The following is a 12,410-nucleotide window of genomic DNA, read 5'->3' on the forward strand; positions in this document are numbered from 1 at the left end:
GAAACGACAAAAGGCCGGAGGGTTCGCCCCTCCGGCCTTTTTCGTGCGTGCTTGCCAGAGAAAACCCTGGAGGCGCGGCCTTAGTCCTGCGGCAGGTCTTCGGCCAGGATCGCCATCTCGAACATGAACGAGCCGGCCTCGTCCTCGTCCTCGAACACCACGCCGATGAACTCGTCATCGACATAGACTTCGGCGGAGTCGGCGACCTTGCGGGCCTTCACCTTGATGCCGCCGTGGTTGAAGGTGCGCTTCAGGTGCGTCTCGACGCGCTTCAGATCAGATTCTTTCACGGGGGTAGCCTCGTTGGTGTCGTTGACGGCGGAACCTAGAGAAGCCGCCCCCTGATGGGAAGCCCGCGTATCGGGCGTCCACAGGCAGCAGCCTCAGATCACATAGTCATAGGCGATGTCGGCCAGGGTATGGTCCATCGTCCGCGCGGGCGCCGCGTCGGTCGGACAGGCCACCACCTTCGCCGGCACCCCGGCCACGGTGCAGCCGGCCGGAACCGGCTTCAGCACCACCGAGCCCGAGGCCACCTTAGCGTAGTCGCCGACCTGGATATTGCCCAGGACCTTGGCCCCGGCCCCCAGCAGGACGCCGCGCCCGATCTTGGGGTGACGGTCGCCGCGCTCGGCCCCGGTCCCGCCCAGGGTCACGGCGTGCAACATGGACACCTCGTCGCCGACCACGGCCGTCTCGCCGATGACGATCCCGGTGCCGTGGTCGAGAAAGACCCCCGAGCCGATCCGCGCCGCCGGGTGGATGTCCAGTTGGAACAGTTCTGAAATCCGGCTCTGGAAGTGAAACGCTAGGGTGTCGCGCCCCTGCCCCCACAGCCAATGGGCCACGCGCCAGGCCTGAAGCGCCTGGAACCCCTTGAAATACATGAAGGGCTGCAACAGGGACCGGATCGCCGGGTCACGGTCCTGCACCGCCTTCAGGTCGGCTTCCGCCGCCGCCAGGATGCCGGGATCGGCGGCGAAGGCCGACAGGGCCACCTCGCGCAGCGACATGGCCCCCAGTTCGGCGTCGCCCAGCTTGCGCGCGATCTGGAAACTCAACGCGCCTGCGAAATCATCATGCGCCAGCACCACGGCGTTCAGCTGCGAGGCCAGCCTCGGCTCTTCGCGCGCGGCGTCCTCGGCCGCGGCGCGCAGTTGCGTCCACAGGTCCGGCTGTTGCGGCACGATTTCCAGCTTGGCCATCGGCCCTCCGTTCTCTGGCGGCGATCCTACGCCCCCAGCATGGCCTGCGCCAGCGCGGCGGGCAGCACGCCTTCGTGCGCCATATGGTAGGCCTTGTAGGCCGTCGCCACCGTCAGGCTGTCCCGCACCGCCCCGCGCTCGATTTCGCGCAACAGCTCGCGGAAAGGCGCCCGCACCACCACGATCACCTCGGTCGGGTCAGGGTCCACCGGCACCGCGCTCAGCCCCCAGGCCACCCAGGTCATGGCCCGTTCGTCGGTGATCGAGTTGGACAGGTCCATGTCCAGCGCCGCGCGCCAGTGCTCCGCCGCCAGCCCGGCCTCCTCAGCCAGTTCGCGGCGCACGGCGTCGAACGGGTCCTCGTCCATCGGCGCCCCGCCCTCGGGCATTTCCCAGGAATAGCGCATCAGGGTGAAGCGGTGCTGCCCTACCAGGGTCACCGTCCCGTCCTCGTGCAGCGGCAGCACCCCGGTCCCGACATTCTTGGGCCGCATGGCCACATAGTCGGCGGGCGCCCCGGTCGGGGCCGTCGCCGGATGGCGCGTCACCGACATCCACGGCGTGTCGATCAGGACGCTGTCGCCGTGACTGACCCATTTCGGCGTCTCCGGCAGGTCTACGGCCCAGCGCGGCTTGATGTCGGGAATATCGTGCATGCTTCCGCTATGGCGCCGGGCGCTGCGAAATCCTAGCTAGACGGCATGACCGATCTGAACGCCGCCCTGCCCCTGCCCGTCCGCTCCGACGCCATGCTGACCCGTCTGGCGAACCGCCGCTCGGCCTCGGCCCAACTGCTGAACGCTCCCGGCCCGTCCGAGGCCGAGATCGAGCAGATCCTGCATCTCGGCGCCCGCACCCCCGACCACGGCAAGCTCTTCCCCTGGCGCTTCGTGGTCCTGGGCCCGCAGAGCCGCACCGAACTGTCCGAGGTCCTCGCCGTCCTGGCCGAAACCCAAGGCCGCGTCGACAAGGATCTGGCCGTCCTGGCCAAGCTGGCCAACCCGCCCCTGACCATCATGGTCGTCTCGACCCCCGTTCAGGGCCACAAGGTCCCGGTCTGGGAACAGCAGCTGTCCGCCGGCGCCGTCTGCATGAACCTGGAACACGCCGCCGACGCCATGGGCTATTCGGCCAGCTGGATCACCGACTGGTATGCCTATGACCCCGCCGCCGTCGCCCTGTTCGGCGTCCGGGACGGCGAGACCATCGCCGGCTTTATCCACCTCGGAACTCTGACCGAAGCCCCCCTGGAACGCCCCCGCCCTGTCATGGCGCACAAGGTCGAACGCAGGCCCTAGGCCGAAGCGCGGGGCTCCTCCTCCGGCCGGTGCACCAGCGACACCAGCACCACCGAGATGATCATCAGCAGGAACCACGCCCCCAGCTTGTTCAGGCTGACCATCTCCCAGCCGTCCGCCTGCCCCGGATAGACCCAGGCCCGCGCGAACGTGCCCAGGTTCTCGGCGAACCAGATGAACAGCGCCACCAGCCCATAGCCCAGCAGCAGCGGCATCCCCCGCCGCCGCCGGTCCGTCGTGAACCAGAACCAGCCTCGCCCGAACAGCAGCACCGTCGCCGCAAACAGCGCGATCCGCACGTCCGGCAGCCAGTGGTGGGCGAAGAAGTTGACGTAGATGGCCGCCGCCAGAACCCAGGTCGTCCACAGCGGCGGATAGCGCCTCACCCGGATATGGAAGATGCGCTGCACCCGCGCGATATAGCTGCCCACCGCCGCATACATGAAGCCCGAGAACAGCGGCACCGCCCCGATCCGCAACAGCGAGTCCTCAGGGTACAACCACGACCCGTGATAGGTCTTGAACAGCTCCATGATCGTCCCGGCGACATGGAACAGGAAGATGACCCGCGCCTCCTCCCAGCTCTCCAGCCGGAAGGCCAGCATCAGCCCCTGAATGATCAGCGCCCCGATCACCAGCACGTCATAGCGCGCCACCGGCGCCCCGCCCTCAGGCCAGAATACCGGCCACAACAGATGCGTCCCGACCAACAGCACCAGCATGGCCCCGCCGAACAGACAGGCCCACCCCTGCTTCAGCCCGAACCACAGGAACTCATAGGCATACCCCCGCCACCGCCCCCGATCCGCCCACGCCTCCGCGCGGGTCATCAAGCGTCGGCCCCAGGCTTCGAGCGGGAGACGGGGGGATGGGGTCATGGGCGCGTGTACAATCCAAATCCTAGCCTCGACTCCATCAGTCGTTGCCGCGCTTCTCTCTCAATTTGGCGTATTCCTTAAGTCCCGGGTGAACTTTAAATCGATTTGCCCCGTTATCCCACCCCGCCTCAGGATCGGTGTATTGAAAAGCCCAAGACGATCCTCCATATCCACTCCTGCGCTGATAACCTATTACAGAAAATCTGTACAAAAGTGCTAAAGCATCATCAGATGAAACATCGTTCACTTTTGATTTTCGGCTTGAGTATTCTTTTTCGAACTCACTCCGCCCAAATGTAATAGTGCTAATTGCAGACAATGCTTGAACAGCCTCCTCCCACTGAGGCCAGTGAGAACCTATTTCGTCGTCAAGTTCACGCTTAAGGTATTGAGAATATTCATCTCGAGAATTTATGATATCTTGATTTGTAAAGTGCGTTGGCTCTACAGAGCGCTTCTTAGATTCTGCCAATATGATATTCAGAAACTGAATAACATCGCGAGGTCGAAGGAAGGTTCTAGCTAATATATGATCCCACTTCTTCTGCGAACCACGCATAAGGTCGGCTTCTGCAATATCAGTCCAGGCAACGCCAGACCCCAGCTTTGATTGAAGTCGAGCCTCCACGAGCTCCAAAAGGTTGTTACTATTCCAAACGATATTAAGCGCCACGGTTTGGCTGATTTTGTTTTTGTCAGAAAATTGCAGCTCATCCCAAAGATCGGTGCGCAGGTATACGATCGGCGTGACTTCGACACCCCCCTCGCCGCTACCTCGCCGGACCTCCCGTGCCGCAAGAACCAACCCAATCAACATATGCGCTCGGTCATCTTCCAGCTTCGACATACCCTGATCGAGCTCATCGAAGTGAAGCTTAATATGTCTCTGCCCTGTGTCCCTAGCCACTTCTACAACAGCGCTCATAATAGAACTACTCAGGGCATTTAATTCCAAGCCAAATCTATGATCCTTACCCGAACGCTCCAAATCCACCCCACCGAGAGCATTCCCCATCACAGATGGATTAAACGACAGCTTGCTGAGCGTGAGACGTTGAGGACGCAATATCTCAGCGAGAGCAGGACTTGTCCCTCCGTAGTTGTCGTTCAAAAATTGAGTTAGCGTTTTAGAATGCAGGCTCTTCCAACTGTCTTTATGGGACAAAACCAAAGAGGCCAACTCGACCGCAATCAAGTACTTCCACGAAGAAACATAGGCTTCTATGGGGGAGGCACCATGATCCATTCGGGCAGCATGAACATTCCAAGGATAACCCCGAAGGTTAAGAGATTTGGAAGCCTGCCCAACACCCGGCCCCTCCGTAAAGTACCGCACCAACGCCGTCTTTCCCGTCCCCTTGCGCCCCAGAGCCATAAACACTGAATTTTTCTCAATGTTTTCAACAGCTTTTGTAGACAGGAAGTAATTTAAGACAGCATCATCCTCGGCAGCAACGTCGCCGAAGCTATCGAACCCACTAAGACTAACAATTTTTCCGCTCATTGAGCCCCCACATCTTTAGACTAACTTATACTTGCAGGCAGGCAACCGACAAGCAAACCCGCCCCTCACCCCCGCCCGCGATAAGTCGCGACGCCCTGATCCGGCAGCCAGACCCCCTCGATGGGCGCCCCCGTCTGCCAGAAGACGTCGATGGGGATGCCGCCGCGCGGGTACCAGTAGCCGCCGATGCGCAGCCATTTCGGTTGCAGCAGGTCGGCCAGGCGCTTGCCGATGGCGACGGTGCAGTCCTCGTGGAAGGCGCCGTGGTTGCGGAAGCTGGTCAGGTACAGCTTCAGGCTCTTGCTCTCGACCAGCCAGTCGCCCGGCACATAGTCGATGACGATGTGGGCGAAGTCCGGCTGGCCCGTCACCGGGCACAGGCTGGTGAACTCGGGCGCGGTGAAGCGCGCCACATAGTTGGTGTCAGCGTGCGGATTGGGCACGCGTTCCAGCACCGCCTCTTCGGGATTGGTCGGGGCGGCGGTCTGGGCGCCGAGCTGGGACAGGCTGTCGGTATAGTGCGTCATGCCCGCCATTTAGGCGTTTGGCCCGCCAAAGAAAATCCTGCCGCCGCGCGGGCCTTTCGACAATCGACCTGGCGCCCCTGCCCGCCGTGGTAGGATGCGGCTCGCGGACGGATGGGCCTTGAGGGGGATTTCAGACGATTCAGACGAATTGGACTCTTTTTTTGGCGCGCCGAACCCCTCCCTTCTCCCCTTGTGGGAGAAGGTGGGCGCCGAAGGCGCTCGGATGAGGGGTGGCGGCGCGACACTTGGCCCCCAGCTGGACCAGAGACCTGACTAGACGCCGGGGCGCTCACACCCCTCATCCGTCAGGCTCCGCCTGCCACCTTCTCCCACAAGGGGAGAAGGAAGTTGAACGTTTGCCTTCCCCCGCGACACCCGGTTAGCGTCCCTTAAAACAACCCGCAGAAACCATCCCAGGAAACGATCCGTGGCCATTCCCGCTTCCCTGCAGTCCGGCCTGAAGCTGCCGGTCATCGCCTCGCCCATGTTCCTGGTGTCCGGCCCGGATCTGGTGGTCGAGGCCTGCAATGCGGGCGTGATCGGCACCTTCCCCTCGCTGAACCAGCGCACGACCGAGGGCTATCGGGACTGGGTGCAGGAGATCAAGTCGCGGCTGAAGCCCGACGCCGCCGCCTTTGGCGTCAACCACATCGTCCACCCGACCAATCCGCGCCTGATGGCCGACATGATGGTCTCGGTGGAGGAAAAGGTGCCGCTGATCATCACCTCGCTCGGCGCGGTGCGCGACGTGGTGGACGCGGTCCACGGCTACGGCGGCGTGGTCTTCCATGACATCGCCAACGTCCGCCATGCGCGCAAAGCCGCCGAGGCGGGCGTGGACGGCCTGATCCTGGTCGCCAACGGCGCGGGCGGTCACGCAGGCGTGGTCAACCCCTTCGCCCTGATCAACGAGGTCCGCAGCTTCTACGACGGGACCATCATCCTGGCGGGCTGTCTCTCCACCGGTCAGGACGTGGCCGCAGCCCTGATGATGGGCGCCGACTTCGCCTATATGGGCACCCGCTTCATCGCCACGGCGGAAAGCGCGGCCCAGCCGCATTACAAGGACCTGATCGTCGCCTCGGGCTCGGCCGACATCACCTATACGCCCGCCGTCTCGGGCATCCCCGCCAACTTCCTGACCCCGTCCCTGGTCGAGAACAAGATCGACCCCGCCGCCCTGCCCGCGCACAAGCTGGACATGGGCGAGGAAGCCAAGGCGTGGAAGACCATCTGGTCCGCTGGCCAAGGCTCCGGCTCGATCCACGACAGCCCCACAACGGCCCAGCTTGTGGCGCGGTTGACGGATGAATTTTCGCAAGCCTGTGACAAATTCGATAAGAAGCGGCTTTAGAGGCGGGCCGTCGCTTAACGAGGCCCCTCATGCTCCGCACCCTGACGAACGCCGCTCTTCTCGCCGCCGCCCCCCTGGTCCTGCTGGCCTCCGGGGCCCACGCCCAGGATGCGGGCAAATGGTCCTTCTCGGCCGGCGCTGCGACCGACAACCGCTCCAAGGACGCGTCCAAGTCCGACGGCAACCCCTTCGTCTATGGGGCGGCTGAATGGGAGAGCGCCAGCGGCCTCTTCTATGGTTCGGGCGGTCTGGAGACCATCGACGGCGGCGGCTCCAAGCTGGAGTCCGAGCTGGTGGCGGGCGTCCGCCCCGAGTTCGCCGGCTTCGACTTTGACCTGAACGTCGCCCACAAGAACCGCTTCGACGCCGATCCCGGCTATGACAACGACGCCTGGGAATTCACCGCCGACATGAAGCGCTCGGTCGGCCCGGCCAGCGCCCGCCTGCGGCTGCAGCACTCGCCCGACGGCACGGGCTCGACCAAGGCCTGGACCTGGGTGGCGCTGCGCGGCGGCTGGGACTTCACCGACAAGCTGAACGTCTCGGCCGAGGTCGGCCGTCGCGATCAGGACAACAGCATCGACTACACCGGCTGGAACATCGGCGGCGCCTACGCCCTGACGCCCAAGACCGAGCTGGAGCTGCGCTGGTACGACACCGACGCCGACGTCCCGGGCGAGCAGTACAAGGGCGCCTTGGTGGCCGGGATCAACTTCTCGTTCTGATTTCCTGACCGCTGAAAGGTGGCCATTCGGCGGAAAGTCCCTAGGTTAAGGCCATGACTTTCCGCCCCACGACCCTTGAACGGGCTTATCAACTGGCTGAGAGCGGCGCCTGTCGCACGGTCAGCGACGTCAAACAGGCCCTCCAGAGCGAGGGCTACGACCGCATTCAGGACAGCCTGTACGGCGGCACCATCACCGCCGCCCTGCGCAAGCGCTGCCAGGAGAGTTTCCTTGGCGGGTCGGACACCCCCGCCGAGGAAGAACAGGACGCCTGAATCCAAGGGGTCTTGCTTTGGACGCGAATGCCGTCCATTTTATCGCCGTCGATCTCTCTGCGTAACGCTGCTGACCCTTTGCTCTGCGCACCGAGGACTAGGCCGATCCATTCAGACCCGACAGGCCCAAGGGGCTCTTCCCTGAGGCCAACGACTAGCGGAGGTCCTGAAAATGGCTACCGGCACTGTGAAATGGTTCAACTCCACCAAGGGCTACGGCTTCATCCAACCGGATGACGGCGGCAAGGACGTCTTCGTCCACATCTCGGCCGTCGAGCAAGCCGGCCTGCGTGGCCTCGACGAGAACCAAAAGGTCTCGTACGAAATCGAGCGCGACCGTCGCTCGGGCAAGGAATCGGCCGGTCAACTGAAGACCGAAGGCTGATTTCTCGCGCCGTTCATTCGGCGCGGATTTCGAACGGCGGCGACGGCTTCGGTCGTCGCCGCCGTTTTCGTATGTAATATCCTTTGAGGCTTTTGAGGCCCTGCCCTTGCTAATGGGCGGCAAATCGCCCACCTCTAGGTTGTCGATCTCTCTGCGAAACGCTGCTGCCCCTTTGCATCGCGCACCGAGGTCCAAAGCCGATCCCATTCAGACCCGACAGGCCATCAGGATATCCTTCCTGCGGCTACTCAAACGGGGAGTCCTGAAAATGGCTACCGGCACTGTCAAATGGTACAACTCCACCAAGGGCTATGGCTTCGTCCAGCCCGATGATGGCGGCAAGGACGTCTTCGTCCACGCCACGGCCGTCGAAGCGTCCTCGCTCGGCATGCTGAACGAAGGTCAAAAGATCTCCTACGAAATCGAACGCGACAGCCGCAGCGGTAAAGAATCCGCCGGCCGTCTTCAGGCTGCTGACTAATCTCAGCCCTGATCGGCGACCGTCAGGCCGCCGACATCGCTTTCTATTCGCTGAGGGGCCGGCCGCATGCGCGCCGGCCCTGACGCCATCTGGAGACGCCTATGACTTCCCTGGCCGATAGAATCCCCACCCTGAACGAAGCCGACCTCAAGGCCCTGCGCGCCAACGCCGCCCGCCTGGTCGAGCATGGCTCGCCCGTTCAGGTCACCACCGCTTCCGACATCATTCCGCTGATCGACGCCCGCTTGGCCGAAATCGCCGCCACGCCCAAACCCGTTGTCGTGCGCAAGCGCGCAGCCCCCAAGAAGAAGCTGGCGCCCGTCACGGGCCATCAGACCGCCCTGCCCGACAAGACGGCCTGACTCAGGTCAGACGCTTCAGCTGAGGGCCTGATCCAGATCAGCGATCAGGTCTTCCACGTCCTCGACGCCCACTGACAGCCGGATCAGGTTATCGGTGACTCCGCCCGCCTCGCGGACCTCTTTGGGCACGGATGCGTGGGTCATGATGGCCGGGTGGTTCACCAGGCTTTCGACCCCGCCCAGCGACTCCGCCAGGGTGAAGACCTCCACCCGCTCCAGCACCCGCTTGGTGCGCTCCAGGTCGCCGTCGATCAACACCGTGACCATGCCGCCGAAACGGCCGTTCATCTGGCGCGCGGCCAGTTCGTGCTGCGGGTGGCTGATCAGGCCCGGATAGATGACCTTGGCGACGCCGCCATTCTTCTGACCGGCCCGATCTTCCAGCCAGCGGGCCACGGCCAGGGCGTTCTCGTTGTGCGCCTCCATGCGCAGGCCCAGGGTCTTCAGCCCCCGGTTGGCCAGGAAGGCGTCGAACGGCCCCATGACGCCGCCGATGGAGTTCTGCAGGAACTTCAGCTGGGCTGCCATCTGGGCGTCCTTGGCCACCAGAACCCCGCCGACGATGTCGGAGTGACCGTTCAGGTACTTGGTCGCCGAGTGCATGACCACGTCAGCGCCGAGCGCCAGCGGCTGCTGGCTCCACGGCGTGGCGAAGGTGTTGTCGACCACCAGGATCAGCTTGTAGGCCTTGGCGATCTTCGACAGGACCTCGATGTCGGCCAGCTTCATCAGCGGATTGGTCGGCGTCTCGACCCACAGCATCCGCGTCTTGTCGGTGATGGCCGCCTCGACTGCCTTGAGGTCGGTTAGGTCGATATAGCTGAAGTCCAGCCCCATCGAGCGCCGCCGCACCCGCTCGAACAGCCGCCACGAACCGCCGTAGAGGTCGTCGCCGGTGACGATGTGCGCCCCGGCGTCCAGCAGTTCCAGCGCCGTCGAGGTCGCCGCCATGCCCGAACCGAAGCCGAAGGCCTGAACCCCGCCCTCCAGGTCAGCGATGCAGGCCTCGAAGGCCTCGCGCGTCGGGTTCTTGCCGCGCGCATACTCATAACCCTTGTTCACGCCCGGGCTTTCCTGGGCATAGGTCGAAGTGGCGTAGATCGGCGTCATCACCGCGCCCGTGGTCGGGTCGGGCTTCTGGCCGGCATGGATGGCGCGGGTCGAGAAACCCTGGCTGTTTTTCAGCGAACTCATGATCGTATCCTGTCTCGACGACGGCCGATGTTGCCGTCGAAAAATTCGGCGGACCGGGTGAAGACCTCGGCCCATTGCTGTGTATTCAAGATATGGTCGGCGTCGCGCAGCACCTGAACCCGCACCGGCACGTCGTGATCGCGCATGAAATCGACCCAGGCCGCCGTATTGGCCGGCTTCACATGGGTGTCGTTCTCAGCCCGGATGACCAGAACCGGGATATGTCGTCGGGGATTGCGCGGCGTATAGACGTCCACGCCCCCCGCCAATCCAATCGCCGCGCCTGCATGGCCGGCGCCCAGGGCCCCGTCCACTGCGACGTAGGAGCCCAGAGAATAGCCGAACAGGCCGATCCGTTCAGGCTCCACGGGCGCTCGCTCAGCCAGCCAGTCGGCTCCGTCCAGTCCGACCCGTCGCCAGGCCGCCATGACCGTCGGGGGACGGCGGCCGTCATCGGGCGCTGCATCGACGTACAGGGGAGTCAACACGGCGTAGCCGTCTCCGGCGAACCGCAACGCCAGTTCATGCCAGGGACCGGCGCTTCGGATCCGAGCGCCGGATCCGTGCATCATGACGACCCCTGAACCCCGCACATCCCCCTGTGCGGGGTAGTAGATGGCCCGGATCGCCTCGCCCCTGCTGTCGAAGGTTACGCCCTCGAACAACGTCGGCTGAGCGACCGCGCCTCCCGCAAACGCCGCCAGCGCGACGCCGCCTAGTCCGCCCACCGCTGCGCGACGGGTCTCCACGGGCCTACCGGTTCAGGCTGAGGTGGTTGATCAGGTCGGTGCGGGCGATCAGGCCGACGAAGGTCTCGCCGTCCAGGACGATGGCCACACGGTCGCGGTCGAAGATCGGGATCAGAGCGTCCAGCGTCTCGCTGACCTGCAGGGTGTCCAGATCGCGCGTCATGGCCGAGGACACCGGCTTGGCGAAGCGTTCCTTCCGGGTGATCTCATCGGTGTTCATGATGTGGACGATGTCGCTCTCATCCAGGATGCCGACCAGGCGGCCGTCCTGAATGACCGGCAGTTGCGACACGCCGTCGCCCTTCATCCGCCTGAAGGCGGTGTCCAGGGTGTCGTCGGGGCCGATCACCACCACGTCGCCGTTGGCGTATTTGCGGGTGATCAGGTCCGACAGGTCGCCGTGCAGCTCGCGCTGGGTCAGACCCTGATCGGCCAGCCAGGCGTCATTGTAGACCTTGGACAGATACTTGGCGCCCGTGTCGCAGACGAAGGTCACGACCCGCTTCGGCTCGGTCTGCTCGCGGCACCAGCGCAGGGCCGTGGCGATCAGGGTGCCCGAGGACGAGCCCGCCAGGATGCCTTCCTTCAACAGCAGCTCGCGAACCGTGGCGATCGCCTCGCTGTCAGGGATGGAATAGGCCATGTCGATCAGTTCGGGATCGGCGGTGTCCGGCATGAAGTTCTGGCCGATGCCTTCAACGGCATAGCTGCCGTCGGGCCCCGCCACACCCTCGTTGACCAGGCCCGCCAGGGCCGAGCCGACCGGATCGGCCAAAATGATCTTGGCGTTCGAGCCCTGCGACTTGAAGTATTGCGCATTCCCCGTGATCGTCCCGCCCGAGCCGATGCCGGCGACGAAGGCGTCGATCTGGCCGTCCATCTGCTCGTAGATTTCAGGGCCGGTCGTCTTGAAGTGGGCCGCGGTGTTGGCGTCGTTGGCGAACTGGTTGACGAAGTAGCCGCCTGGAATCTGCTGGGCCAGGCGTTCGGCCATGTCGGTGTAGTATTCGGGGTGGCCGTGCGGCACGTCCGAACGGGTCAGGCGCACGTCTGCGCCCATGGCGCGCAGGTGCTGGATCTTCTCCTTCGACATCTTGTCGGGGATGACCAGCAGGACCTTGTAGCCCTTCTGCTTGCCGACCAGCGTCAGGGCCAGACCCGTATTGCCTGCGGTGGCTTCCACGATGGTTCCACCCGGCTTCAGCCAGCCGGCCTTCTCAGCCGCCTCGATCATCGACAGGGCGATGCGGTCCTTGATGGAGCCGCCCGGGTTCTGGCTCTCCAGCTTCAGGAACAGACGGCAGGGGCCGGTGTCGATCCGCGTCACCTCGACCATGGGCGTCTTGCCGATCAGGTCCAGCAGCGTGCCGACAGGACGAAACAGGACGGGGGCGTCGGACATGGACATGCGGAAGGCTCCGGAGAAGGCGTGTTCAGATGCGGAAGCTGGGCGTCGTCGGCTTCATGGTCAAC

16 protein-coding genes are annotated in these 12,410 nt (G+C 63.9%); 7 read left to right on the forward strand and 9 right to left on the reverse strand.

The features are described from left to right. Positions 1–80: 80 nt before the first annotated feature. From ACI2KI_RS04775 to ACI2KI_RS04785, 3 genes are all read right to left on the reverse strand, one after another. Positions 81–290 carry a DUF3126 family protein gene (locus tag ACI2KI_RS04775; protein ID WP_105564438.1) on the reverse strand — a complete coding sequence of 70 codons (210 nt, stop codon included), beginning with the start codon at positions 288–290 and terminating at the stop codon, positions 81–83. Positions 291–383: 93 nt separating this feature from the next. Further along, entirely contained in the window at positions 384–1,205 is an 822-nt protein-coding gene (cysE, locus tag ACI2KI_RS04780) for a serine O-acetyltransferase (RefSeq protein WP_404618202.1), read from the reverse strand. Between the two features lie 26 nt (positions 1,206–1,231). After that, entirely contained in the window at positions 1,232–1,861 is a 630-nt protein-coding gene (locus tag ACI2KI_RS04785; protein ID WP_404618204.1) for an NUDIX domain-containing protein, read from the reverse strand. Positions 1,862–1,906: 45 nt separating this feature from the next. Here ACI2KI_RS04785 and ACI2KI_RS04790 point away from each other — a divergent pair, with 45 nt between their 5' ends. Then, positions 1,907–2,503, forward strand: a complete 597-nt coding sequence (locus ACI2KI_RS04790; RefSeq protein ID WP_404618206.1) for a nitroreductase — start codon at positions 1,907–1,909, stop codon at positions 2,501–2,503. Here the strand turns inward: ACI2KI_RS04790 and ACI2KI_RS04795 are convergent. The 3 genes from ACI2KI_RS04795 to queF all read right to left on the reverse strand — a co-directional run bounded on the left by ACI2KI_RS04795 (position 2,500) and on the right by queF (position 5,412). Further along, complete coding sequence (locus ACI2KI_RS04795; protein ID WP_404618932.1) at positions 2,500–3,333, reverse strand: DUF817 domain-containing protein; 834 nt, start codon at positions 3,331–3,333, stop codon at positions 2,500–2,502. The two genes, ACI2KI_RS04790 and ACI2KI_RS04795, sit on opposite strands and share 4 nt — an antisense overlap. Before the next feature lie 85 nt (positions 3,334–3,418). Further along, complete coding sequence (locus tag ACI2KI_RS04800; RefSeq protein ID WP_404618208.1) at positions 3,419–4,885, reverse strand: P-loop ATPase, Sll1717 family; 1,467 nt, start codon at positions 4,883–4,885, stop codon at positions 3,419–3,421. 65 nt (positions 4,886–4,950) lie between these two features. After that, the gene (gene queF, locus ACI2KI_RS04805; protein WP_312065083.1) at positions 4,951–5,412 is read right to left on the reverse strand and encodes a preQ(1) synthase; all 462 of its coding nucleotides are present in this window, start codon (positions 5,410–5,412) and stop codon (positions 4,951–4,953) included. Positions 5,413–5,839: 427 nt separating this feature from the next. Here queF and ACI2KI_RS04810 point away from each other — a divergent pair, with 427 nt between their 5' ends. From ACI2KI_RS04810 to ACI2KI_RS04835, 6 genes are all read left to right on the forward strand, one after another. Further along, the gene (locus ACI2KI_RS04810; RefSeq protein WP_404618210.1) at positions 5,840–6,766 is read left to right on the forward strand and encodes an NAD(P)H-dependent flavin oxidoreductase; all 927 of its coding nucleotides are present in this window, start codon (positions 5,840–5,842) and stop codon (positions 6,764–6,766) included. A gap of 29 nt (positions 6,767–6,795) precedes the next feature. Continuing rightward, positions 6,796–7,491: a TorF family putative porin gene (locus ACI2KI_RS04815; protein WP_404618212.1), complete on the forward strand. Its 696-nt coding sequence runs from the start codon at positions 6,796–6,798 to the stop codon at positions 7,489–7,491. Between the two features lie 53 nt (positions 7,492–7,544). Further along, on the forward strand, positions 7,545–7,766 hold the full coding sequence (locus ACI2KI_RS04820; protein ID WP_404618214.1) for a hypothetical protein: 222 nt from the start codon (positions 7,545–7,547) through the stop codon (positions 7,764–7,766). 172 nt (positions 7,767–7,938) lie between these two features. Then, positions 7,939–8,151, forward strand: coding sequence for a cold-shock protein (locus ACI2KI_RS04825; RefSeq protein ID WP_003164457.1), 213 nt, complete (start codon positions 7,939–7,941; stop codon positions 8,149–8,151). 268 nt (positions 8,152–8,419) lie between these two features. Continuing rightward, complete coding sequence (locus ACI2KI_RS04830; protein ID WP_114816421.1) at positions 8,420–8,632, forward strand: cold-shock protein; 213 nt, start codon at positions 8,420–8,422, stop codon at positions 8,630–8,632. Positions 8,633–8,733: 101 nt separating this feature from the next. After that, positions 8,734–8,994, forward strand: a complete 261-nt coding sequence (locus tag ACI2KI_RS04835) for a hypothetical protein (RefSeq protein ID WP_404618217.1) — start codon at positions 8,734–8,736, stop codon at positions 8,992–8,994. Between the two features lie 15 nt (positions 8,995–9,009). Here ACI2KI_RS04835 and ACI2KI_RS04840 read toward each other — a convergent pair whose 3' ends face one another. Genes ACI2KI_RS04840 through ACI2KI_RS04850 form a run of 3 tightly spaced genes read right to left on the reverse strand, consistent with a single transcriptional unit; the run spans position 9,010 to position 12,345 of the window. Then, entirely contained in the window at positions 9,010–10,188 is a 1,179-nt protein-coding gene (locus ACI2KI_RS04840; protein WP_404618219.1) for a trans-sulfuration enzyme family protein, read from the reverse strand. Beyond that, positions 10,185–10,937 carry an alpha/beta hydrolase family protein gene (locus tag ACI2KI_RS04845; protein ID WP_404618221.1) on the reverse strand — a complete coding sequence of 251 codons (753 nt, stop codon included), beginning with the start codon at positions 10,935–10,937 and terminating at the stop codon, positions 10,185–10,187. Before ACI2KI_RS04845 ends, ACI2KI_RS04840 begins: the two co-directional genes overlap by 4 nt. Before the next feature lie 4 nt (positions 10,938–10,941). Next, positions 10,942–12,345: a pyridoxal-phosphate dependent enzyme gene (locus ACI2KI_RS04850; protein WP_404618223.1), complete on the reverse strand. Its 1,404-nt coding sequence runs from the start codon at positions 12,343–12,345 to the stop codon at positions 10,942–10,944. Between the last annotated feature and the right edge of the window lie 65 nt (positions 12,346–12,410).

This window comes from Brevundimonas sp. NPDC046655 (genome assembly GCF_044901625.1).
GTDB lineage: Bacteria > Pseudomonadota > Alphaproteobacteria > Caulobacterales > Caulobacteraceae > Brevundimonas.